Genomic DNA, 24338 nt, shown 5'->3' on the forward strand with positions numbered 1-24338 from the left:
CGTGTTGTCTTATTTAATATGCGGAAGTGTCTGCGACCAGCGCAGCGACCATCCGTTCCATGCGCATGAAGCGCGATCCCTTCACCAGCACGGCGCCCGCTTGCGCCACCATGCCCCTGCTGTCTTCCTCCAGCGCCTTGGCCAGTGCCTCGGCGGTGCCAAAATGGCGGGCGCCCGCGCCGAACGCCTGCACGGCGTGCACGGCCAACTCACCGGTCGCCCACAGCGTGTCGATGCCTCGCGCCCGCGCGTAGGCACCGATTTCTTCGTGGAAGGCCGGGCCCTGGTCGCCCACTTCGCCCATGTCGCCGAGCACCAGCACGCGCGGCGCGGCGAAGCCGGCCAGCACGTCGATGGCGGCGCGCATGGAGTCGGGGTTGGCGTTATATGTATCGTCGATCAGCACCGTGCCGCCCGGCGTGTACTTGACCTGCAGCCGGCCCTTGATCGCCTTGAAGCCGGCCAGGCCCGCCTGGATCACCGGCACGCGCACGCCCGCGGCCAGCGCGCAGGCGATCGCGGCCAGCGCGTTGCGCACGTTGTGCTCGCCCAGCAGCGCGAGCCTGACTTCAAATGCATGGCCCGGTGCGCGCACCTGCATCACCTGCACGCCGTCGATGAGCGCCACGGTGGCATGCACATCGGCCCGCTGCGAGGTGCCGAACGACAGCGCGCGGCGCGCGCCGGCGGCTTCGCGCCACACCGGCGCGTAGACGCCGCCGCTTTCCGCGTCGAGCGGGTACACCGCCACGCCGCCGGCGGGCAGCGCCGCGATCGCGGCCGCGTGCTCGTGCGCCACGGCTTCCACGCTGACCATGAATTCCTGGTGCTCGCGCTGCGCGTTGGTGATCACCGCCACGGTGGGCTGGGCGATGCCGGCCAGGTAGACCGTCTCGCCCGGATGGTTCATGCCGAGCTCCAGCACCGCCAGCTTGTGGGTGGCGCGCAGGCGCAGCACCGTCAGCGGCAGGCCGATATCGTTATTCAGGTTGCCGCCGGTGGCCAGGCGTTGGCCCTCGCCCACCGCCGCGGCGAAGATGGCCGCGATCATTTCCTTGACCGTGGTCTTGCCGTTGCTGCCGGTCACCGCCACCGCCGGCAGCGTGAACTGGCGGCGCCAGCCCGCGCCCAGCTCGCCCAGCGCGATGCGGGTGTCGGGTGCAACGATGGCCGGCACGCCGCCATCGACCTCGCGGCTGACCAGTACCGCGGCGGCGCCGCGCGCGACCACGTCGGCGATAAAGTCGTGCGCGTCGAAGCGCTCGCCCTTGAGCGCGACGAACAGGTCGCCGGGCTCGACGGTACGGCTGTCGGTATGCACGCGCGAGAATGCCACGGCGCCGTCGCCGGAAATGCGCGCGCCGGCGATCCAGCCGGCGGCTTGCTGCAAGGTGGTCATGTTGGACTGGCTCATGCCGATACCCCCCGTGTGCCGAGGGTCAGGCGTACGTGTTCGCGGTCGGAGAACGGCCGCTTGCGGCCCTGGATCTCCTGCGTGGCCTCATGGCCCTTGCCGGCCACCAGCACCACGTCGGCCGGGGCCGCGTGCTTGATGGCATAAAGGATTGCGGCGGCGCGGTCTTCGATCTGGCGCCCACGCGCGCGGTCCGCCATGCCGTCGGCGATGGCGTCGAGGATCTCCTGCGGATCTTCGCTGCGCGGGTTGTCGCTGGTCAGGATGACTTCGTCGGCCAGGCGCTCGGCCACCGCGCCCATCAGCGGGCGCTTGATCGGGTCGCGGTCGCCACCGCAGCCGAACACGCACCACAGGCGGCCGTTGCGCGCCTGCGCCACCGGGCGCAGCGCGGCCAGGGTCTGTTCCAGCGCGTCGGGCGTATGGGCGTAGTCGACCACGGCCAGCGGCGCCAGTGTGGCATCGTGGCCACCGCTGGCGCCAAACAGCTCCATGCGTCCTTCAACCGGCGTCAGCGCGCGCAGCGCGGCAATGGCCGCGCTCCACCCCACGCCGTTGGCGAGCGCCGCGCCCAGCACCGCGAGCAGGTTGCTGACGTTGAAGGCACCGATCATCGGCGTGGCCATCTCGGCGCTGCCGAAGCTGCCGTCGATATGGAAGGCGGTACCGGTGGGCGTGGCGCGCACGTTGGTGGCGCGCAGCCACTCGCCGCGCGGGCCACGCACCGTGGCCGCGCCGGGGCCGTCGATGCCGTATTCGATCACGTGCGGCGCGCCGATGGCGGCGGCGTCCGCCGCCATCAGGCGCTGGCCCATGACGTCGTCGCGGTTGATCACCGCGGTGCGCAGGCCGTCCCAGCAGAACAGCCGCTCCTTGGCGGCCTCGTACTCGGCCATCGAGCCGTGATAGTCGAGGTGGTCCTGGGTCAGGTTGGTCAGCACCGCCACCGAGAAATGCGTGCCCGCCACGCGCTCCTGCTCCAGGCCGTGCGAGGAAACTTCCATCGCCACCGCGCGCGCGCCGGCGTCGTGCAGCGCAGCCAGGCTTGCCTGCAACTGCACCGCGTCGGGCGTGGTGAAGCCGGTCACCTGCAGCGCGCCGGGGAAGCCGGTGCCGAGCGTGCCGATCGTCGCGCACGGCGTGCCCGTGGCCTGCAGCAATCGCGCCAGCCACTGGCTGCACGAGGTCTTGCCGTTGGTGCCGGTGATGCCGGTCACGGCCAGGCCGCGCACCGGGTTGCCGTGCCAGCCGGCCGCGATCGGGCCGGCAAGCTGGTGCAGGTTGCTGACGGCAAGGTGCGGCACGGTGTCGCCGAACGGCCAGTCAAAGCCCTCCACCTCATAAACGATGGCGCCGGCGCCGGCGGCAATCGCCTGCTGGATATAAGGCCTGCCGTCGGTGGCAAGGCGATCGTTGCCGAGCACGTAGGCGAAGAACACATCGCCGCGCGCCAGCCGCCGGGTATCGCCGGTCAGCTGCGCGGAGGCGGCCACGTTGGTACGCAGCCAGGCCAGCGCGTTGCTGGCCTGGGCGGTGACCTCGAGCGGGAGCAGGACCTTGGGCGTCATTGCGTCGCACTCCACGGTTCGCTCTCCTGCACCTTGTCGCTGACCACCAGCTGGCGGATCGGCGAATCGGGCTGGACGTTCAGCGCGCGCAACGTGCCGCCGGTGATGGCCGCGAACGCCGGGCCAGCCACCAGGCCGCCGTAGTGGCTGCCGGCGGTGGGCTCGTCCACGCTGACGGCCACAATAATGCGCGGATTCGACATCGGCGCCAGGCCGATGAAGGAGGCGCGGTACTTGCTGCGGTTATAGCCGCGGCCTTCATGCTTGTACGCAGTGCCGGTCTTGCCGCCGACGCGGTAGCCCATCACCTGCGCCTCGGGCGCGGTGCCGCCGGGCGCGGTCACGGTCTCCATCATGGCGCGCACGTCGCGCGCCACCTGCGGCGACAGGATGCGCTCGCCGGTGGCCGGGCCATTGGTGCGGAACATCGACACCGGGATCAACTCGCCGTCATGCGCGAAGATGGTGTAGGCGTGAGCCATCTGGAACAGCGACACCGACAGGCCGTAGCCGTAAGACATGGTGGCCTGCTCGATCGGGCGCCAGCTCTTGAACGGGCGCACGCGGCCGGCCACGGCGCCGGGGAAGCCGATCTTGGGCGCCTGGCCGAGGCCAATGCTGGTGAACATGTCCCACATCTCCTGCGGCTTCATCATCATCGCGATCTTGGTCGTGCCGATGTTGGACGACTTCTGGATCACGCCGCTGACGGTCAGCGCGCCGTAGTTGTGGGTATCGCTGATGGTGGCGCCTTCGAACTGGTATTTGCCGGTGGTGGCGATCACCGTTGACGGCGTCACGCGCTTGAGCTGCAGCGCCAGGCCCACCGTGATCGGCTTCATCATCGAGCCGGGCTCGAAGGTGTCGGTCAGCACGCGGTTGCGCAGCTGCTCGCCCGAGAGCCGGGTGCGGTCGTTGGGGTTGTAGGTGGGCCAGTTGGCCAGCGCCAGCACCTCGCCGGTCTGGGCGTCGAGCACCACCGCGCTGGCAGCCTTGGCCTTGTGGCGCTCGACCACCGCCTTGAGTTCGTTGTAGGCCAGGTACTGGATCTTGGCGTCGATCGAGAGCTGGATATCCTCGCCGTCGCGCGGGGTCTTCAGGATGCCGACGTCCTCGACCACGCGCCCCAGACGGTCCTTGATCACCTGGCGCGCGCCGGGACGGCCGGCCAGTCCGGGCTCGCGCGCCAGTTCCACGCCTTCCTGGCCGCGGTCTTCCACGTTGGTGAAGCCGACGATGTGCGCCATCGCCTCCCCTTCCGGGTAGAAGCGCTTGTATTCGCGGGTCTGGTGGATGCCTTCGATCTTCAGTGCGGCGATCTTGTCGGCGATGTCGGGCAGCACCTGGCGCTTCAGGTAGACGAAGCCCTTGTCCTCGGACAGCTTCTTGCCCAAGTCCTTCTCGGACATGCCGAGCAGCCTGGCGAGCTGGCGGATCTTGTCCGCCTCGACCTGGTTGGGCACGTCTTCGGGCACCGCCCAGATCGCTTTGACCGGCAGGCTGGTGGCCAGCACCAGACCGTTGCGGTCCAGAATCTTGCCGCGCGTGGCCGGCAGCTCCAGCGTGCGCTGGAAGCGCTTCTTGCCCTCGGCCTCGTAGAACTGGTTGCCCGGCCCCTGGATCCAGGCGGCGCGCACCGCCAGCGCGGCGAAGGCCGCGAACATCAGGAACACCACCAGCTTGGAGCGCCACATCGGCAGGCGCAGGCCCAGCACCGGGCTGGCCGAGAACTGGCCGCTGCGCGGGCGCGAGGCGGTGCCGTTGCGGTCGCGGCGGGGCGGATTGGGACGGGCCATGCTCATCGCCGCGCCTCCGCGTCGCTGGCCGGCGCCGGCTGCGCGGGAGGCAGCACGATGCCGGACAGGTACTGGGTCCTGCCGGGGTTGACCGGCGACATCTTCAGTTGGGCGCGCGCCGCATCGGCGATGCGCGCGCTCTTGCCGAGCGCGCTCTGCTGGTACTGCAGGCGCGACCAGTCGATATCGAGCTGCCTTTCTTCCGCCTGGGCGCGCTCCAGCGCGACGAACAGCGTGCGCGCCTGGTGCTGCGCGCTCACCAGCGACAGCGCGCACAGGATCAGCGCGGCCAGCAGGAAGAAGGTCAGGCGGTTCATGCGCGCGCGCCTCCGCCGGCGGCAGGTGCCAGCTTTTCGGCCACGCGCATCACGGCCGAGCGCGCGCGCGGGTTGGCGGCCACCTCTTCGGCGCCGGGCTTGTAGCGGCCGAGCAGGCGCAGCGTCGGTTGCGGCAGGTCAGCCGCGCGCAGCGGCGCGCGGCGCAGGGCCGGGTCGGCATCCTGCTGGGGACGGGCGTGCGCCGCCATGAACCGCTTGACGATGCGGTCCTCCAGCGAGTGGAAGCTGATCACCACCAGGCGCCCTCCGACCTGCAGCAGTTCATACGCCGCCTTCAGCCCTCTTTCGAGGTCCTCAAGCTCTTGATTGACGTGAATCCGTAGAGCCTGAAAGGTGCGGGTCGCAGGGTCCTGACCCTTCTCGCGTGTTTTGACGGCTTTCGCCACGAGCGCGGCAAGGTCGGCAGTAGTGGCGATGGGTCCGCCATCGCCGGGTTCGCTCCGGCGAGCAACAATCGCCTTTGCAATCTGTACAGCAAACCGTTCTTCCCCATAGTCTCGTATCACCCTGGCAATGTCCTGCTCATCCGCCTGCGCCAGCCACTGGGCGGCGGTGAGGCCGCGCGTGGTGTCCATGCGCATGTCCAGCGGGCCCTCGAAACGAAAGGAAAACCCCCTCGCCGCCTCGTCGATCTGGGGCGAGCTGATCCCCAGGTCGAGCAGCACGCCAGCCACGTGGCCGCGCCCGGCCAGGCGCTCGGCCATGTCCGCAAAGCTCGCGTGCTCAATGGAGAAGCGGGCATCCCCGATGGTGCCCGCTTCTGCGATTGCTGCTGGGTCCTTGTCGAACGCGACGAGGGCCCCGTCTGGCCCTAGCCGGGCCAACACCGCCCGGCTGTGCCCTCCCCTGCCGAAGGTGCCGTCCACATAGATGCCGTCCGGGCGCCAGACCAGCGCATCGACGGCTTCGTCCAGCAGCACGGTGCGATGGCGCAGGGCGGGGGTTGCCGGCGTTCCGGTAGGACTCATGACCTCGTCAGAAAGAGAAATTTTTCAATGCTTCGGGCATGCCCTGCGCCATCGCCTGCTGTTCCTTGGCGGCGTAGGTCGCGGCATCCCACACTTCGAAATGGCTGCCCATGCCAAGCAGCATGACTTCCTTGTCCAGCATGGCGGCACTGCGCAGCTCCGGGGCGATCAGCACCCGGCCTGCGCCGTCCATTTCCACGTCGGCGGCGTTGCCCAGGAAGATGCGCTTCCACCAGTGCGCATCCATCGGCAGCGCTGCAATGCGCGTGCGAAAGTTTTCCCACTCGGGCCGGGGAAACAGCAACAGGCAGCCATCCGGGTGCTTGGTAAGCGTCACCCGGCCCTCGGCCTGCTGTTGCAGCGCCTCGCGGTGCCGGGACGGAATGGACATCCGCCCCTTGGCATCCAGCGAAAGCGCCGATGCTCCCTGAAACAAGCTCGCTCCCGGTCCATGCAGGCCCGTTTCCGGCCGACATGTGCGTGAATCGTTCCGTTCCGACTATGGCGAGATGATCCCACGGTCGGTGCCCTATTTCACACAAAAATACACTTCCTCACACTATTTCCCACTTTAGAGGAAGCCATATGGGCGGTCAAGGCTGGTTGCAGAGCAGCAAACAGAGAATTTGTGAATAAGAACAATGACTTAGCGCGCACACTTCACGCACCGAAAAAGTGAATCCTTAATGAAATGAAGATCTTAGGGAGGAATGCAGAGAAACCACCTGAGAACCGCCGGGGGAGAACTGCCGTTGCGGCGCGGGAAAGACCTGTCCCGCCGCGCGAGGAAAGGATACAACAAATGCCCGCCAGCCCCGGTGAATCAAGGGCCGGCGGGCCTGACCACGAAGCGCGCATTGGGGGACGCGCGCACGCGTTCAGATCCGGTAGGCAGCGGTGGTCATCACGCGCGAGGCGCCGCGCATCAGCGCACGCACCGGCGCGGGCAGCGGGATGCCTCCGGCATCGCGCGCGGCATCGCCGTGCCGGATCTCGTCGTCGCGCATCTGTTCGAGGATGGCGCGCGAGCGGCCGTCGGCCTCGGGCAAGCGGTCCAGGTGTCCGCCCAGATGATGTTCGACCTGGCGCTCGGTCTCGGCGACGAAGCCCAGGCTGACGCGGTCGCCGGCGCGGCCGGCCACCCAGCCGATGGCGAAGGCGCCCGCGTACCACAGCGGGTTGAGCAGGCTCGGGCGCGAACCCAGTTCGCGCAGGCGCTCGGCGCACCAGGCGAGGTGGTCTTCCTCTTCGCGCGCGGCCGCATCCATCTGCGCGCGCACGGTCGGGTTGCGCGCGGTCAGTTTCTGCGCCTGGTACAGGGCCTGGGCGCACACCTCGCCGACATGGTTGATGCGCATCAGGCCGGCCACGTGGCGGCGTTCGTCGGCGCTCATCTGCTCGGTGTCCGGTGCCAGCCGATCGGCCGGGTTGTCGCGCGCGGATCGGGTTGCGCCGGCGATGGCGCGCAATGCCACGTCGAATTCTTTGATCAGGGTGTCCATGTCGCAGAAGCGGTTGGTCTTCGTTCCCCCGGGCGCCCTTCCATGGTGGGGTGCGCGGCCGCAGCGCGGCACGCGAGGCATCCATCGGGATTACCCGCATTGTAGCTTGCCTCTAATCGGCGCCAGCCCGCATCACGCCTTGCATTGATGCGCCTGGCTACTCAAAAACCCTGAGTTGTTAAAAGCAGACAAGGGGGTTGCGACCGACTGGTGAACGAAACGTTGTTTGTTACAGTACTTCGCAACTTCCGAGGAAGTTTGACGTACGGGGGATGGAGACCAAAAGGAGGTTCCCCCGCAGCGTCACCAATAATTCTTACAGTGGAGATCAACGAGCATGAAGAAATCGCTTCTGGCGCTGGCAGCGCTTGGCGCATTTGCTGGGGCGGCGCAGGCCCAATCGAGCGTGACGCTCTACGGTGTGGTGGATGCCAACATCGAGTACGTGAGCAATATGTCGAGCGTCACGCCGTCAGCGGCCAACGGCTTCGCAACGGGCCCGTCGGAGAACCTCTTCCGCATGTCGTCCGGCGGCCTGTCCGGTTCGCGTTGGGGTCTGCGCGGCGTGGAAGACCTGGGCAGCGGCCTGAAGGCGCTGTTCGTGCTGGAAAGCGGTTTCGGCCTCGACAATGGCGGCATGCAGCAAGGTGGCCGTCTCTTCGGTCGTCAGGCTTACGTCGGCCTGGAAAGCGCCCAGGCGGGCCGCGTGACCTTCGGTCGTCAGTACACCTCGCTGTTCGACATGATGGCCAACTTTTCGCCGGCCGGCTATGCCACCCAGTACGAGCCGGTGGTCGCTCAACTGGGCCTGAACTTCCGTTCGGACAACACCGCCAAGTACACCGGCAAGTTCGGCCCGGTGACCGCGGTCGCGCATTGGTCGTTCGGCAATGGCATCACCGCAGCGAACACTGGCGAAGTCCCCGGCCAGTTCCGCCGCGACACCGGCTACGGTGCCGGCGTGTCGTGGGCAGCCGGCCCGTTCGGCATCAGCGGCGCCTATGACCAGTACAACCCGACCCTGAACGCCGCCGGCGGCACCGGCGAAGTCAAGAAGGCCGCGGTCGCTGCCAGCTATGCCTTTGGCCCGGCCAAGCTGATGGCCGGCTATCGCTGGGGCATGAGCAAGGCGCCGAACGACAATACGATCCTGAAGGACAACTACTATTGGGTCGGCGGCAACTACCAGGTCACGCCGGCACTGGGCCTGACGCTCGCGTACTACTACGACGACGTCAAGAACTTCAACCCGGCCGCCACCGGCGCCACCAACAACATCAAGAACCCCTGGCAGATCTCGTTCATCGCCGACTACAACCTGTCCAAGCGCACCGACGTGTACCTGACCACGGCCTTCTCGAAGAACGCCGGCCTGAACTTCGACACCTCGGCGATCAGCTTCGCCAATGGTTACTTCCTGGGTACCGGCGAAGACAAGATGATTGGCGCCGCCATCGGCATCCGCCACAAGTTCTGATCGCCCGGTCGACGCAAGTCGCAAGGCTGATCCTGAAAGGCACCTCCGGGTGCCTTTTTTCATGGGCGCCGCATAGGGCATTACCTCATCGGCGCTCCCACGGCCGCCGACTAGAATGCACTGACCAAAACCGCCACCCGACACACGAACGGCCCCCACCAGGAGACCCCCCATGCAAGCCACTCGCCGTCGCGCCGTCGCGCTGCTGCTGTCCGCCAGCCTTGCCGCGCTCGCCAGCCCGTCGGCGCTGGCGGCCGATCCCTATCCGGCCAAGCCGATCCGGCTGGTGGTCCCGTTCGCCGCCGGCGGCACCACCGATATCCTGGCGCGGGCCGTGGCCGCGGAGCTGGCCAAGCTGCCGGGCTGGAACGTGGTGGTCGACAACAAGCCCGGCGCCGGCGGCAATATCGGCGCCGACATCGTCGCCAAGGCCGCGCCCGACGGCTACACGCTGCTGATGGGTACCGTCGGCACGCATGGCATCAACCAGTCCCTGTACGGCAAGCTGCCGTTCGACCCGATCAAGGACTTCGCGCCGATCACCGAAGTGGCGGCCGTGCCCAACGTGCTGGTGATCAACCCGGCGTTCGCGCAGCAGAACAAGATCGACAGCGTCAAGGACCTGATCAGCTACGCGCGCGCCAATCCCGGCAAGCTCAACATGGCTTCCAGCGGCAACGGCACCTCGATCCACCTGGCGGGCGAACTGTTCAAGACCCAGACCAAAACCTTTATGGTCCACTTCCCGTACAAGGGCAGCGGGCCGGCGCTGACGGACCTGACCGGCGGCACCGTGCAGGTGATGTTCGACAACCTGCCGTCGTCGATGGCACTGATCAAGGGCGGCAAGCTCAAGGCGCTGGCCGTGACCAGCGCCAAGCCGTCGCCGGCGCTGCCGGGCGTGCCGACCGTCGCGCAGGCAGCCAACCTGCCGCAATACGAGGCCAGCTCGTGGTTCGGCATGCTGGCGCCGGCCGGCACGCCGCCGGACGTCATCCACCGCATCCAGCAGGAAGTGGCGAAAGCGCTCAGCGCGCCCGCGGTGCGCGAACGCCTGCAGGCGCAGGGCGCAGAGCCCATCGGCAACACGCCGGAGCAGTTCGCCGCGTTGATCCGGTCCGAGACCGCCAAGTGGGCGAAGGTGGTCAAGGACTCGGGCGCCAAGGTCGACTAAGCGCGACTTGATCGCCCCTTCCGGCGATCAAGGCGGCGGCGCGCATCACGCATATACTTGAGGCATCAAATGTCGCCGCCGGCCCCGCAGCCTGGCGGCCCCGGCCGCACACCCGCGCACCGTCGCCCTGAAGATGCCAAACCTTTCCCCTGCCGCCGGCGCCGAGAACGCGCCGGTCGACCTTGAAACCCGTGCCGACCAGACCGAGCACGAAGCCCTGCGGCTGTGGCTGCGGCTGCTGACCTGCACCAACCTGATCGAGGCCGATATCCGTTCGCGGCTGCGCCAGGAATTTGCCTGCACTCTGCCCCGCTTCGACCTGCTGGCGCAGCTCGACCGCCATCCCGAAGGCCTGAAGATGGGCGAGTTGTCGCGCCGCATGATGGTGACCGGCGGCAACGTCACCGGCATCACTGACCAGCTGCAGCAGGAAGGGCTGGTCTCGCGCGAGGCCCTGCCCACCGACCGCCGCGCCTACCTGATCCGCCTGACGCCGGCCGGGCGCGCCGCGTTCTCGCGCATGGCGCGCGCGCACGAGGACTGGATCGAGCAACTGTTCTCCGGCCTGGCCGAAACCGACCGGCGTGCCCTGTTCCGACTGCTTGGCCGGCTCAAGTCCGGCCTGATCTCGCCATGAAAACCCTGCCCTTCCTCACCTTGTGCGGCCTGGTGCCGGTGCTGGCCGCCTGCAGCAGCACGCCGCAGCCACCGCAGGTCACGCCGGTGAATGCCACCGTCAAGCTGGGCCGCGTGACCGAGAAGACCTTCCTGACGCGCATGGACGTGGCGCAGGTGCCTTCCTACTATGGCGGCGGCACCAGCGTCGGCGTGGGCGCCGCGGGCGGCGGCGGGGGTGGCGGTGTGGGCGTCGGTTTCGCCTTCGACCTGACCCGGCTCTTCAGCCGTCCTGCGCCGGTGCAGCAGGTCGACCTGTTCCAGTACAAGGTGCGGATGATGGACGGCGCGATTGCGGCGGTCAATGCGCCGGCGGCGCCTGGGCTGGAGCCGGGGGCGTGCGTGCGGGTGATTTATGTGGATGGCAGTACGGACGCGCGGCTGGCGCCGTCGAATGAGTGCTGAGGCGCGAGCCTGTGCATGCTGCTGGTTTGCTCCCCTCTCCCGCTTGCGGGAGAGGGGCCGGGGGAGAGGGCAGGAGTGTCAACGGCTGGCGGCCGTGGGTTTAAACCGTGGGTCCCGCTTGATGTGGTTCCTTGCTAGTCCACCCCTCTCCCCAACCCTCTCCCCCTGAGGGGTCTGAGGGGAGAGGGAGAACACCTTGCCAAGGCTAGCTCAAGCGGCTTGGGTGCACGCAAAACCGTTGGCTCCGTCGGCGTGCCCGCCTCACGCCGCCTTGCGGCTGTCGCGCAATTCGCGGCGCAGGATCTTGCCCACGTTGGTCTTGGGCAGCTCGGTGCGGAACTCCACGTACTTGGGCCGCTTGTAGCCGGTGAGCCGTTCCTTGCAGAACTCGATCACGTCGGCCTCGGTCAGCGCCGGGTCCTTCCTGACCACGAACAGCTTGACCACCTCGCCCGAGTGCGTGTCGGGCACGCCCACCGCGGCCACTTCCAGCACGCCCGGGCACTCGGCGACCACGCCCTCGACCTCGTTCGGGTACACGTTGAAGCCCGATACCAGGATCATGTCCTTCTTGCGGTCGACGATCTTGGTGTAGCCGCGGTCGTCCATCACGCCGATATCGCCGGTCTTGAAGAAGCCGTCCGCGGTCATGACCTTGGCCGTCTCGTCCGGGCGGTTCCAGTAGCCTGCCATCACCTGCGGGCCGCGGATGCAGATCTCGCCCGGCTGGCCGAGCGGCACATCCTTGCCGTCGTCATCGCGGATCACCACTTCGGTCGACGGCAGCGGCATGCCGATGGTGCCGGAGAACGCGTCGGTGTCGGTCGGGTTGCAGGTAGCCGAGGGCGAGGTCTCGGACAGGCCGTAGCCTTCGATGATCGGGCAGCCGGTCTTGGCCAGCCATTTCCTGGCCACTGCCTCCTGCACCGCCATGCCGCCGCCATTGGCCACGCGCAGGCCGGAGAAATCGACCTTGCCGATTTCCGGGTTGTTGAGCAGCGCGTTGTACAGCGTGTTGACCGCCGGGAACATATTGAACTTGTACTTCTGCAGTTCCTTGATGAAGCCCGGGATATCGCGCGGATTGGGAATCAGCACGCTCATGCCGCCGCTGCGCATGCCCAGCAGGCAGCAAACCGTCAGCGCGAAGATGTGGTACAGCGGCAGCGCGGTGATGGTGATCGGCTGGTCGATATGGGCGCCCTTGGCCAGCGCCGGCTGCATCCACGCCTCGGACTGCAGCACGTTGGCGACGACATTACGGTGCAGCAGCACCGCGCCCTTGGACACGCCGGTAGTGCCGCCGGTGTACTGCAGGAAGGCGATATCGTCCGGCCCAGTGGTGGCCGGCTGCAGCGTCAGCTTGCGGCCCTCGGCCAGCGCGCTGTTGAAGCGCACGCAGTTGGGCAGCTCCCACGCCGGCACCATCTTCTTGACGTTGCGCACAACGAAATTGACGATCGCCCCCTTCAGGCCGCCGAGCATGTCGCCCATGCTGGCCACCACCACGTGCTTGACCGGGGTCTTGGCCAGCACCTGCTGCAGCGTCGCGGCAAAGTTCTCCAGGATCACGATGGCTTCGGCGCCGCTGTCCTTGAGCTGGTGCTCCAACTCGCGCGGGGTGTAGAGCGGGTTGACGTTGACCACCACGAAGCCGGCGCGCAGCACCGCGGCCAGCACCACCGGGTACTGCAGCACGTTGGGCATCATGATCGCCACGCGCGCGCCCGGACGCAGCCCGCGCGACTGCAACCACGCGGCGAAGTCGGTCGAGAGCTGGTCCAGCTCGCCGTAGGTGATCGCCTTGTCCATGCAGACGAAAGCCTTGCGGTCGGCATAGGTGCGGAAAGACGCCTCGAGCAACGCGGCGAGCGAGCGGAACTGGCTGGCATCGATCTCGGCGGAGACGCCGGCCGGGTAGTGTTTCAGCCAAATTCTTTCCATAGCACCGTCTCCTGATTTTCTGAATGGTCGTTCGATTTTTCCGAGATGCTAAACGTGCGCCCCGGTTAAAACAACAACTTAGACGAAGTCCTCGGGGCAATTGCGCGCGCATGTGGCGCCCCTGCGGGCATTATGCGCCACCGGTTGGGCACCGGCAGGGGGATAACCCTTAGCCGGACGTGCGATCACCCACCGCTGGGCAGCACCAGCTTCATCATGTTGGTCGCAAGCTCCTGCGCCAGCACCTCCGCATCCATGCGGCCGGGCTCGTGCCAGGTGTACATGAAGCCGACCACGCTGCCGATCGCGTGCGCGGTCACGCGCGCATCGCCGAAGGCGAACACGCCCTCGCGCTTGCCCTCCTCCAGCAGCGCGTACAGGTCGCGGTAGAAATCGCGCGCCATGCTGTCGAGCCAGGCCACGGTTTCCGGGCGCAGGTACTGGTTGTCGCGGAAGCTCAGCGTCGCCGGCACATGGCAGGCCACGCAGCGGCGCGCCATTTCGAGCAGGCAGGCATGCAGCCGCTCGCGCACCGGCAGCGCCGGGTCGGCGGTCTCGCGGATGACCGGCAGGCACGTCTGCGCCGACTCGCGGCACAGGATGTCGAAGATCTCGTACTTGTCGGTGAAGTAGTAGTAGACGGCCGGCTTGGTCACGCCCAGGGCGCGGCACAGGTCGTTCATGGTCATGCCGGGGTAGCCCTTGGTGTAGAAGAGCTGCGCGGCGGTGTCCAGGATCTGGCGGCGCCGCGCCTCCTGGCGCTCGGCGATATGCGGGCGCGCAGCCTGGCCTTGCGGGGCGGCGTTCTGCGAAGGGTTGGACGCGGTCGTCAGCGACGGGGTCTGCGGGGCGGATGGGATTGCGGGTCTTGGAGCGATCGACATGATGCAATTCTCGCATGACGGCATGGTTGCGCCATCCCGGTGGACCCTTGCAGACACCACGCGTGGGCCGCAGGGGCTCGGGCCGATTGACGCGAACGGCCGATCCGCCTAGGATCCTACCGCCCGGTATAAATATACCAACGAGTAGCGCCTTACGAGTACAGCCAGCCGCAATGCTGCCTGACGCGCGCCGCCGCGTCCGTGCCAGCGATTGCGCTGAACACCGCGAGGAGACCGCACGGATGGACCAGACCGCATCGCATGCCGCGCCCGCGGGCGCGCCGATCAACGAGGCGAACTATCTTGCCGACCTGCACCGGTGCTGGCAGGCGGCGTGGCCGCCCGGCGCACCGCGCGCGCCGCAATACCCGCTGGGACGCATCCCGTTGTCGGAGATGCTCTGTCACTGGGGCCGCGCGCGCCCCGGCCAGCCGGCCGTGATCTTCTACGGCCACCAGACTACCTACGCCGAACTCGATGCGCAGAGCGACCGCTGCGCGGCGCTGTTGGCCGCCAGCGGCATCGGTCCCGGCGACCGCGTCGCGGTGCTGCTGCCCAACTGCCCGCAGTTCCACGTGGTGTTCTTCGGCATCCTGAAGCTGGGCGCGGTGTACATGCCGGTGAGCCCGCTGTCGCAGCGCGCCGAACTGCTGCACGCGCTGCGCGACGCCACGCCGCGCGCGCTGGTGGCGCTGGACCAGTTGCTGCCACTGGTGGCCGATACCCGCGAAGCACTCGGCGACGCCGACCCGCTCGAACTGTTGTTCGTCACCAGCTTTGCCGACGTCGTCCCTGACGAACCCACGCTGCCGCTGCCGCCGATGGTGCAGGCACCGCGCCACGCGCCCGAGCCCGAAGACCGCGCCATCGACCTGCTGCCGGCCATGGCCGCCTGCACCGCACCCGCGCCCGCCACCGTTCCCGCCATCGACGCCCCCGCCGCGCTCAACTACACCGGCGGCACCACTGGCCTGCCCAAGGGCTGCATCCACACCCAGGGCGACATGGTCGACATGGCCGCCGCGTTCGGCGCCGTGGCGCTGCCGGTGCGGGACGACACCGTGATGCTGGGCTTCTTCCCCGAGTTCTGGATCGCCGGCGAGAACCTGTGCCTGATCTTCCCGGCGTTCTTCGGCATCCCGCTGGTGCTGCTGGCGCGCTGGGACGCGCAGACCTTCATGGGCGCGGTGCAGCGCTATCGCGTGACCAATGCGTCGATGCTGGTCGACAGCGCGGTCGAGGTGATGGAACACCCGCGCGTGGGCGAATACGACCTGCGCTCGCTGCGCCATGTCGGCGTGTCGTCCTTCGTCAAGAAGCTGAACCTGGACTACCGCCGCCGCTGGCAGGCGCTGACCGGCTCGACCATCGCCGAAAGCGCCTGGGGCATGACCGAGACCCAGACCTGCAACACCTTCACCTACGGCATGCAGGACGACGACATGGACCTGCGCGCGCAGCCGGTCTTCGTCGGCCTGCCGGTGCCGGGTACCGAGTTCAAGGTTTGCGACTTCGGCACCGGCGCGCTGCTGCCGCCGGGCAGCGAGGGCGAGCTGTGCGTGCGCACGCCGACCCTGCTCAAGGGCTACTGGAACAAACCCGATGCCACGCGCGAATCGATGCGCGACGGCTGGTTCCATACCGGCGATATCGGGCTGATCGACGAGCACGGCTACATCCACTACCTCGGGCGCCGCAAGGAGATGCTCAAGGTCAACGGCATGAGCGTATTCCCGGCCGAGATCGAGGCCATGTTCGGCCAGCATCCGGCGATCCTGGGCTCGGCCGTGGTCGGGCGCAGCGATGAGGACCGCGGGCAGGTGCCGGTGGCTTTCATCATGCTCAAACCCGAGGCCGCGGGCTCGGTCGACGAAGCCGGCCTTGCGGCGTGGTGCCGCGCCAGCATGGCGGTCTACAAGGTGCCGGAGGTGCGCATCGTCGAGGCGCTGCCGCTGACGGCTACGGGGAAGGTGCGCAAGCAGGATCTGGTGGCGTTGGCTGAGCAGGCTGACTGACGACGTCTGCCTGCGACTCGCCTGCCCTCTCCCCCGGCCCCTCTCCCGCAAGCGGGAGAGGGGAGCAAACCAAGCCTTCGGCCAACGCCTCTGCATCATGACGCTCGACAAACTCCTGATCGCCAATCGCGGCGAAATCGCCATTCGCATCGCCCGTGCCGCAGCTGCAATGGGCATGCCCACTGTTGCCGTCTACAGCGAGGACGACCGCGACGCGCTGCATGTGCGCAAGGCCGACGCAGCCATCGCGCTGCCCGGCACCGGCCCGCGCGCCTATCTCGACATCGATGCCATGGTCGACGCCGCGCGCCGCGCCGGCTGCGGCATGGTGCACCCGGGCTACGGCTTCTTGTCGGAGAACGCCGACTTCGCGCAGTCCTGCCTCGACGCCGGACTGGTCTTCGCCGGCCCGGCGCCCGACGTGCTGCGCCTGTTCGGCGACAAGGCGCGGGCCCGTGCGCTGGCGCGCGAGCATGGCGTGCCGGTCGTGCCCGGCAGCACCGGCCCGACCACGCTGGCGCAGGCGCATGCCTTCTTCAGCAGCCTGCAGGACCGCGCCGGCATGATGATCAAGGCGCTCGCCGGTGGCGGCGGGCGGGGCATGCGCGCGGTGCGCCACGCGAATGAGATCGACGAAGCCTATGCGCGCTGCGTTTCCGAGGCGAAGGCCGCATTCGGCAATGGGGCCATCTATGTAGAGCGCATCGTCAACGCGCCCCGCCATATCGAGATCCAGGTGATCGCCGACGCCGACGGGCGCGTGCTGACGCTGGGCGAGCGCGAATGCAGCCTGCAGCGGCGCCACCAGAAGCTGGTCGAGGTCGCGCCCAGCCCGTCGCTCAACCATGCGCTGCGTGCGCGCTTGGCCGAAGCCGCCGCCACGCTGGCGCGCGCCGCGGCCTATCGCGGCCTGGGTACGTTCGAGTTCCTGGTGGAGGACAGCGGCGGCGCCGAACCGTCGTGCTGGTTCATGGAAGCCAATCCGCGCTTGCAGGTCGAGCACACGGTGACCGAGATGGTGACCGGCGTCGACCTGGTCCAGACCCAGTTGGCGATCGCCGCCGGCGCCAGCCTGGCCGACCTGGGGCTGGAGCAGGCGCCCGCCCCGCGCGGCGTCGCCGTGCAACTGCGCATCAATGCCGAACACCTCGATGCGCACGGTCAGCTGCGCCCCGCCAGCGGTACGCTGACAGCGTTCGAGCCGCCCAACGGTCCTGGCGTGCGCGTGGACAGCGCCGGCTTTGCCGGCATGACGGCCAACCCGCGCTTCGACTCGCTGCTGGCCAAGCTGATCGTGCACGAGCCCGGCGGCGACTATGCGCGCGCGCTGGCGATCGCCTACCGCGCGCTGTGCGAGTTCCGCATCGAAGGCATCGACACCAACCGCCGCCTGCTGCAGGACCTGCTGCAGCTGGACGATGTGCGCCGCAACGCGGTGCATACGCAGTACCTCGACACAACGCTGGCCGCACTGGCCGGCGCCGACGGCGACCACCCGGCGCTGCACGCGCCCCCGACGCTCGCCGCCGATACGCAAATCGACGACGACAACGCGCTGGCCGACATCCCCGACGACGCCGTCGCCGTGGCCGCGCCAATGGACGGCGCACTCGCCGCCCTCCACGTGCGCGAAGGCGACGCGGTGCGGCGCGGCCAGCCGCTGGCCATCATCGAGGCGATGAAGATGGAGCATCCGCTGGAAGCGCCCGCCGCCGGCACGGTGCTGCGCGTGCTGGCCGCGGCCGGTACGACGCTGCGCGCCGGCGCTCCAGTGGTGGTGCTGGCCCCCGGCGGCGACGCCGGCCATGCCACGGAAGCCACCGCCGCGGCCGACCTCGACCATATCCGCGCCGACCTGCGCGAGACGCTGGAACGCCATGCGCTCGGCCATGACGCCGCGCGGGCGCAGGCGGTGGCCAAGCGGCGCGCCCAGGGCGGCCGCACCGCGCGCGAGAATATCGCGCAGCTGTGCGACGCCGGCTCCTTCATCGAATACGGCGCGCTCGCCATCGCCGCGCAACGGCAGCGCCGCAGCGTCGACGACCTGGTCCGCGCGACGCCCGCCGACGGCATCGTCACCGGCATCGGCACCGTCAACGCGGCGCGCTTCCCGGGCGAGGACACGCGCTGCATGGTGCTGGCCTACGATTACACCGTGCTGGCCGGCACGCAGGGCTTCTACGGCCACAAGAAGCTGGACCGCATGCTGGCGCTGGCGCGCCAGTGGCAGGTGCCGGTGGTGCTGTTTGCCGAAGGCGGCGGCGGCCGGCCCGGCGATACCGACATGCCGGTGGTGGCCGGGCTGGACTGCACCTCGTTTATCCAGTTCGCGCGGCTGTCGGGCCAGGTGCCGCTGGTGGGCATCGTGTCGGGCCGCTGCTTTGCCGGCAACGCTGCGCTGCTGGGCTGTGCCGATGTCATCATCGCCACGCGCAGCGCCACCATCGGCATGGGCGGCCCGGCGATGATCGAAGGCGGTGGGCTGGGCGCCTACGCGCCTGAGGAAGTGGGACCGGCCAGCGTGCAGGGACCCAACGGCGTGATCGACGTGCTGGTCGACGACGAACAGGCGGCGGTCGACGCCGCGCAGCGCTACCTCTCCTACTTCCAGGGCGATGCGAAGGACTGGCATTCGGAAGACCCGCGCCACCTGCGCCACGCCATTCCCGAGAACCGCCTGCGCAGCTACGACATGCGCGCAGTGATGGCGGCGCTGGCCGATACCGGATCGGTGCTGGAGCTGCGCGCGGCGTTCGGCACCGGCATCATCACCGCTCTGATCCGCATCGATGGCCGCGCCTTCGGCTGTATCGCCAACAACCCGCGCCACCTCGGCGGCGCCATCGACAGCGCCGCCGCCGACAAGGCCGCGCGCTTCATGCAGTTGTGCGATGCGCACGGGCTGCCGATCGTGTCTCTGTGCGACACCCCTGGCTTTATGGTCGGGCCGCAGGCGGAGAAGACCGCAACGGTGCGGCATGTGTCGCGCCTGTTCGTCACCGCCGGCGCGCTGCGCGTGCCGTTCTTCACGGTGGTACTGCGCAAGGGCTACGGGCTGGGCGCGCAGGCGATGGCCGGCGGCAGCTTCGCCGCGCCCTTCTTCACTGCGGCGTGGCCCAGCGGCGAGTTTGGCGCGATGGGCATCGAAGGCTCGATCCGGCTCGGCTTCCGCAAGGAACTCGAAGCGGTGGCCGATCCCGACGAGCGCGAGGCACTGTTCGCGCGCATGGTCGATGCCGCCTACCAGCGCGGTCGCGCGCTCAACATGGCGAGCCACCTGGAGATCGACGCCGTGATCGACCCGGCCGACACGCGCCGCTGGCTACTGCGCGGGCTGGCCTCGGTACCGCCCGGCAGCGTCGGCCGCCGGCAGGAATCGCAGCGACGCTTCATCGACACCTGGTAAGCGGCGCGCACGACGCCGCCCGGGCTTGACCATTCGACCCAGCATCCGACACAGGAGGAGACACCTGATGCACAGCACCGCCACTGCCCTGCCCGCACGCGCCAAACCCGGCAAGGCCCGCAAGGTTCGTCCGCTGGCCACGCTCGCGACTGCCGCACTGATTGCCCTCGCACCTGCCGCGGCATCGGCGCAGGCCACCAGCGCGCCGATCAAGGTCGCCTTTATCGACCAGCTCTCGGGGCCGCTGGCCAACGTCGGCGAGATCTTCCAGGCCAACCTGAAGTTCGCGCTCGACGACGCCAACGCGCAGGGCGGCGTGCTGGGGCGCAAGTACGAGCTGATCAGCTACGACAACAAGCTCTCGGCGCAGGACAGCCTGTCGGCGCTGCAAAGCGCGATCGATGCCGGCGCGAAGATCGTGTTCACCGGCGGCTCGGGCTCATCGGTGGTGACGGCACTGGTCGAGGCCGCTACCCGTCACAACGAGCGCAACCCCGACAAGCGCATCCTGATCGTCAATTACGCCTCGATCGACCCGGACCTGACCGGCGCGCGCTGCAGCTTCTGGCACTTCGCCACCGAGGCCAATACCACGATGAAGATGCGCGCGCTGGCGGACTTCGCGCGCGAGCAAAAGGACATCCACAAGCTCTACCTGCTGAACCAGGATTATGCGCACGGCCGCGTGTGGGCGGCGCTCGGCCAGCAGATGATCACCAACGCGCGCCCCGACACCAGGATCGTCGGCGAGACGCTGCATCCGCTGGGCAAGGTGAAGGACTTCGCGCCCTATATCGGCAAGGTCAAGGCGAGCGGTGCCGATACCGTGGTCACCGGCAACTGGGGTCAGGACCTGAGCCTGCTGATCAAGGCTGCCGGCGATATGGGCTATGACGTGCGCTACCTGAACCACAGCGGCGGCGGCGCGCCGGGCACGGTACTGGCGGTGTCGCAGGCGAAGACCGGGCGGCTTACCTGGGTCTCGGAATGGCTGCCCAATGGCGATGACGCGGTGCTGGCGCCACTGGCCGCGCGCGTGAAGCAGACCGCCGCGGGCGAGTACTTTGCGCCGCGCGTGCTGGTGTCGGTGCAGATGGTCAGCGAGGCGATGCGCCGCGCCGGCACGGACGATCCCACCAAGGTCGCGCTGGCGCTGGAGGGCCTGCAGACCCGCACCGCGCTGGGCGAGGTGGTGATGCGCAAGAGCGATCACCAGTTGCTGCTGCCGCAGGTGGTGTCGACGGTGGCGCCGGTTGATGGCAAGACGGTGAAGGTGGGCGCGGAAGGCACGCAGTACGGCTTCCGCCTCGACAGCACCACGCCGGCCAAGGCGCTGGACCTGCCGTCGGCATGCCGGATGAAGCGACCGGTCGGCGCCTGAGCCAGGCGGCTAGTCGGCTTCAGCCGCCTTGCCGCTAGCGGTCAGCGTATCGACGCGCGTGGCCGGCGGGGCCAGCCGCTGCAGCGCGGCCTCGCGCTCGGCGGCGGGCAGCGCGCCGATGCGCCCCGCCTCCATATAGAAGCGGCGCCAGTCGCCGTCGCACTGCGCCAGCAGCGCCGTAAAGGCCGGCACCCACTGCTGGTATGTCGCCACCGCCGCCAGGTGCGCGTTGGTCAGCGGCTGGTCGAACCAGCGGTCGTAGCCGGTGTAGCCGCCCCACTCCGTCTTCAGCCGCGCGTACTGCGCGCGCAGGTCGGCAAAGATCGCCGCCTTGCCCTCGCGCTTGGCGTTCTCGTCCAGCGGTGTCAGGTAAAGCGCCGCCAACCGGTCGCGGGTGGCCAGCAGCAGCGCACGGAACTGCTGGCGCCGGGCGTCGTACTGGCGATAGCTGGCGCGCGCGTCCTCGGAGGCATCCTCGGCCAGCCAGCGCTCCACGCCGGCGCCTTCCACCGCGGTGGCAAAGGACTCGTTGAAGGCGGTGTCGTTGCGCACGTAGACCACCTGGTGCGCCAGCTCATGGAAGATCAGCCGCGCCAGTTCGCCTTCGGGCAGGTAGACGAAGGTATTGAGCAGCGGGTCGTCGAAATAGCCGAGCGTCGAATACGCGGGGATGCCGGCCACATAGGCCTCATACCCGTCGCGGCGCAGGCTTTGTGCGTACTGCTCGGCATCGGACTGCGCGTAGTAGCCGCGGTAGCTGATGCAGCCGACGATGGGGAAACACCACTTGTGCAGGTCCATCGACAGCTCGGGCGTGGCGAATACGCTCCACACCACATACGGCCGATGCAGGTTGGCGTAGCGGCGGTAGCTGCCGTTGTCGGGCAGCTTCAGTTCGCGCGAGGCATAGTCGCGGATGCGGCCCGCCAGGGCCAGCCGCTGCGCCAGGCGCGCGTCGTTGGCGTCGCGCGCGCTGGCGATGGCGTCGGTCAGCGGCTGCGCCTGCGCCATCACGCCCAGATGGCCGCCGATCGACTGCGCGTAATAGCCCACGGTCTCGCACCCGGCCGTCAGCAGGGCCAGTGCCACCAGGCCCGTCGCCGCCAGGAGTACCGCCCCGCGCCGGCGGCCGGGCCGCTGCTTCATGCCTGGATTGGGGTCGGTTCCGGGCAGGCCTCCACCTGCACCAGGCAGTCATAGAACACCGGCGCGCGGCCCAGGTCGGTCAGGCGCTGGCTGGTCAGCTCGTTGGCGTTCTTGCCGTCCGAGGCGAGCTTCTTCCACCAGATCGACAGCCCCACCACCAGCCCGCGCCGGGCGCGGTCGGTGACGCGGGCGCGCGCCACCATGCTGCCGCGGTCATTGAATGCGCGCACCATGGCGCCGTGCACGATGCCGCGCTCGGCGGCGTCGGCCGGGTGGATGTCCAGGTGCGGCTCGCCTTCGGTGGCGCGCAGACTGTCGACGTTGACGAAGGAGCTGTTGAGGAAGTTGCGCGCCGGCGGCGAGATCATCGCCAGCGGGTAGCGCGCGGCCAGGTCGGGCGCGGTCGACGGCGCTTCGTACTGCGGCACGTAGTCGGGCAGCGGGTCGAGACCGTCGTCCAGCATCGGCTCCGAATAGAACTGGCACTTGCCCGACGCCGTGGGAAAGCCGCCCTCGGCGAACGGCGCCGCCGGCAGCGCCAGCTTCTGCCAGCCCTGCGCCTTCAGCGATTCCCACGTTATGCCGGCGGCACGCGCATCGCCCGGGATGATCGCTTGCGCGGCGATGTCCTCGTCGCTGTCGGCGAAGCACGGGTCATTGAAGCCCATGCGCTGCGCCAGGCGGCGGAAGATCTCGGTGTTGGGGAGCGCCTCGCCCACCGGCGAGATCGCGGCATTGTTGGCCAGGAAATAGGTGTGGCCGTAGGCCTTGTGCACGTCGGTATGCTCGAGCTGCGTGGTGGCCGGGAGCAGGATGTCGGCGTAGTCGGCGGTGTCGGTGCGGAAGTGCTCCAGCACCACCGTGAACAGGTCTTCGCGGGCGAAGCCTTCGGCCACCTTGCCGGATTCGGGCGCGACGGCGACCGGGTTGCTGTTGTAGACCACCACCGCCTCGATGCGCGGCGCGCCGTCGGTGCCCGGGTCGAGCAGCGCATCGCCGATGGTGCTCATGTTGACGATGCGCGGCAGCGTCTTGGGCCACCCCGGCAACAGGTCCGGGCGTTGCAGTGCCGCTTCGTTGACCGGGAAGAAACCCGAGGTCGACAACTGCAGCCCGCCCGCGGCCTGGCGCCATGCACCCACCAGCGACGGCAGGCACGCCACCGCGCGCACCGCCTGCCCGCCGCCGTGCACGCGCTGCATGCCGTAGTTCAGGCGGATCGCCACCGGCTGGCGCTCGCGCACGGCCAGTTGGCCGTAGAGGCCTGCGAGCCACTCGATATCCTCCACGGGAATGCCGCAGATCTCGGCCGCACGCGCCGGGGTGAAGGCCTGCGCGCGCTCGCGCAGCGCCTCGAAGCCCACGGTGTGGCGTTCGATGTAGTTATGGTCGAGCAGGTCATCGCGGATCAGCACGTGGATCATCGCCAGCGCCAGCGCGCCGTCGGTGCCTGGCATCAGCGCGATATGGCGGTGGCACTTCTCGGCGGTCAGCGAGCGGTACGGGTCGATCGCCACCAGCGTGGCGCCGCGCCGCTTGGCCTCTTGCGCGCGTGTCCAGAAGTGCAGGTTGGAGGCGATCGGGTTGCCGCCCCAGATGATCACCAGCTTCGCATCGACCACATGCTCCATGTCCATGCCAACGCTGGCGCCGTAGGTATAGCGCAACGCGGTGGCGCCGGCGTTGGCGCAGATAGTGCGATCCAGCCGCGACGCGCCCAGCTTGTGGAAGAAGCGCGCGGCCATGCTTTCGCCCTGCACCAGTCCCATGGTGCCGGCGTAGCTGTATGGCACGATGGCCTGCGGATCACGCGTGGCGATACCCTGCAGGCGGTTGGCGATGGTGTCGAGCGCCTCGTCCCAGGAGATCGGGGCGAATTTCCCCTCACCCTTCTTGCCGACGCGCTTCATCGGCGTCAGCAGGCGGTCCGGGTGGTAGGTGCGCTCGGCATAGCGCGACACCTTGGTGCACAGCACGCCCTGGGTGCCGGGATGGTCGGGATCGCCCGCCACCTTGGTGGCGCGGCCGTCCTCGACGGTGACGAGCAAGGCACAGGTGTCGGGGCAGTCATGCGGGCAGGCGGCGCGGACGATGCGGGAAGCCATGGGGTCTCCGGGCGGGCGGTCGGTGATTTTTGTTCGATTGTACGGAACAGGTGGGACTGGCGCAGGCCCGCCTGGCAGGGGGGGCTTGCGCCGCGCCGGCGGGGCGGCGCGTCCCCGTCCGTGCGGGGCGATGGCGGGGA

General features: G+C 68.7%; 18 protein-coding genes. 7 read left to right on the forward strand and 11 right to left on the reverse strand.

Features of this window, described 5'->3' with window-relative positions; all coding sequences use genetic code 11:
* Window positions 1-13: 13 nt before the first annotated feature.
* The 7 genes from AC10V3_RS18130 to coq7 all read right to left on the reverse strand — a co-directional run bounded on the left by AC10V3_RS18130 (window position 14) and on the right by coq7 (window position 7586).
* A complete protein-coding gene (locus AC10V3_RS18130; RefSeq protein ID WP_022536686.1) occupies window positions 14-1414 on the reverse strand; it encodes a UDP-N-acetylmuramoyl-tripeptide--D-alanyl-D-alanine ligase in 1401 nt (466 codons plus the stop codon).
* A complete protein-coding gene (locus tag AC10V3_RS18135; RefSeq protein WP_022536687.1) occupies window positions 1411-2982 on the reverse strand; it encodes a UDP-N-acetylmuramoyl-L-alanyl-D-glutamate--2,6-diaminopimelate ligase in 1572 nt (523 codons plus the stop codon). Before AC10V3_RS18135 ends, AC10V3_RS18130 begins: the two co-directional genes overlap by 4 nt.
* Entirely contained in the window at window positions 2979-4784 is a 1806-nt protein-coding gene (locus tag AC10V3_RS18140) for a peptidoglycan D,D-transpeptidase FtsI family protein (protein WP_022536688.1), read from the reverse strand. The genes AC10V3_RS18135 and AC10V3_RS18140 overlap by 4 nt, the downstream gene beginning before the upstream one ends.
* Window positions 4781-5095 carry a cell division protein FtsL gene (ftsL, locus tag AC10V3_RS18145; protein ID WP_022536689.1) on the reverse strand — a complete coding sequence of 105 codons (315 nt, stop codon included), beginning with the start codon at window positions 5093-5095 and terminating at the stop codon, window positions 4781-4783. Before ftsL ends, AC10V3_RS18140 begins: the two co-directional genes overlap by 4 nt.
* Complete coding sequence (gene rsmH, locus AC10V3_RS18150; RefSeq protein WP_022536690.1) at window positions 5092-6084, reverse strand: 16S rRNA (cytosine(1402)-N(4))-methyltransferase RsmH; 993 nt, start codon at window positions 6082-6084, stop codon at window positions 5092-5094. The genes ftsL and rsmH overlap by 4 nt, the downstream gene beginning before the upstream one ends.
* 7 nt (window positions 6085-6091) lie before the next feature.
* Entirely contained in the window at window positions 6092-6520 is a 429-nt protein-coding gene (gene mraZ, locus AC10V3_RS18155) for a division/cell wall cluster transcriptional repressor MraZ (protein ID WP_018006227.1), read from the reverse strand.
* A 442-nt stretch (window positions 6521-6962) separates the two neighbouring features.
* Complete coding sequence (coq7, locus tag AC10V3_RS18160) at window positions 6963-7586, reverse strand: 2-polyprenyl-3-methyl-6-methoxy-1,4-benzoquinone monooxygenase (RefSeq protein WP_022536691.1); 624 nt, start codon at window positions 7584-7586, stop codon at window positions 6963-6965.
* 337 nt (window positions 7587-7923) lie between these two features.
* Here coq7 and AC10V3_RS18165 point away from each other — a divergent pair, with 337 nt between their 5' ends.
* The 4 genes from AC10V3_RS18165 (at window position 7924) to AC10V3_RS18180 (ending at window position 11317) form a co-directional block, all read left to right on the forward strand.
* Window positions 7924-9063, forward strand: a complete 1140-nt coding sequence (locus AC10V3_RS18165) for a porin (RefSeq protein WP_022536692.1) — start codon at window positions 7924-7926, stop codon at window positions 9061-9063.
* A gap of 172 nt (window positions 9064-9235) precedes the next feature.
* Window positions 9236-10237: a tripartite tricarboxylate transporter substrate binding protein gene (locus AC10V3_RS18170; protein WP_022536693.1), complete on the forward strand. Its 1002-nt coding sequence runs from the start codon at window positions 9236-9238 to the stop codon at window positions 10235-10237.
* A gap of 133 nt (window positions 10238-10370) precedes the next feature.
* Complete coding sequence (locus AC10V3_RS18175) at window positions 10371-10874, forward strand: MarR family winged helix-turn-helix transcriptional regulator (protein ID WP_022536694.1); 504 nt, start codon at window positions 10371-10373, stop codon at window positions 10872-10874.
* On the forward strand, window positions 10871-11317 hold the full coding sequence (locus tag AC10V3_RS18180; RefSeq protein ID WP_022536695.1) for a hypothetical protein: 447 nt from the start codon (window positions 10871-10873) through the stop codon (window positions 11315-11317). Before AC10V3_RS18175 ends, AC10V3_RS18180 begins: the two co-directional genes overlap by 4 nt.
* Before the next feature lie 261 nt (window positions 11318-11578).
* Here the strand turns inward: AC10V3_RS18180 and AC10V3_RS18185 are convergent, their stop codons facing one another.
* Window positions 11579-13261: a long-chain fatty acid--CoA ligase gene (locus tag AC10V3_RS18185; protein ID WP_349607175.1), complete on the reverse strand. Its 1683-nt coding sequence runs from the start codon at window positions 13259-13261 to the stop codon at window positions 11579-11581.
* Between the two features lie 185 nt (window positions 13262-13446).
* Window positions 13447-14145, reverse strand: coding sequence for a TetR/AcrR family transcriptional regulator (locus tag AC10V3_RS18190; protein WP_022536697.1), 699 nt, complete (start codon window positions 14143-14145; stop codon window positions 13447-13449).
* A gap of 242 nt (window positions 14146-14387) precedes the next feature.
* Between AC10V3_RS18190 and AC10V3_RS18195 the strand changes: the two genes are divergently transcribed.
* The 3 genes from AC10V3_RS18195 to AC10V3_RS18205 all read left to right on the forward strand — a co-directional run bounded on the left by AC10V3_RS18195 (window position 14388) and on the right by AC10V3_RS18205 (window position 20947).
* A complete protein-coding gene (locus AC10V3_RS18195) occupies window positions 14388-16160 on the forward strand; it encodes an AMP-binding protein (RefSeq protein ID WP_022536698.1) in 1773 nt (590 codons plus the stop codon).
* Window positions 16161-16257: 97 nt separating this feature from the next.
* A complete protein-coding gene (locus AC10V3_RS18200) occupies window positions 16258-19566 on the forward strand; it encodes an acetyl-CoA carboxylase family protein (RefSeq protein ID WP_022536699.1) in 3309 nt (1102 codons plus the stop codon).
* Window positions 19567-19633: 67 nt separating this feature from the next.
* Window positions 19634-20947: a branched-chain amino acid ABC transporter substrate-binding protein gene (locus tag AC10V3_RS18205; RefSeq protein ID WP_022536700.1), complete on the forward strand. Its 1314-nt coding sequence runs from the start codon at window positions 19634-19636 to the stop codon at window positions 20945-20947.
* Between the two features lie 9 nt (window positions 20948-20956).
* On the opposite strand, the gene AC10V3_RS18210 is transcribed toward AC10V3_RS18205, so the two are convergent.
* Both AC10V3_RS18210 and AC10V3_RS18215 read right to left on the reverse strand, forming a co-directional pair.
* Complete coding sequence (locus tag AC10V3_RS18210) at window positions 20957-22093, reverse strand: aminopeptidase (RefSeq protein ID WP_022536701.1); 1137 nt, start codon at window positions 22091-22093, stop codon at window positions 20957-20959.
* Entirely contained in the window at window positions 22090-24198 is a 2109-nt protein-coding gene (locus tag AC10V3_RS18215; RefSeq protein ID WP_022536702.1) for a molybdopterin-containing oxidoreductase family protein, read from the reverse strand. The genes AC10V3_RS18210 and AC10V3_RS18215 overlap by 4 nt, the downstream gene beginning before the upstream one ends.
* Between the last annotated feature and the right edge of the window lie 140 nt (window positions 24199-24338).

Source organism: Cupriavidus sp. PB-02, from assembly GCF_058252315.1.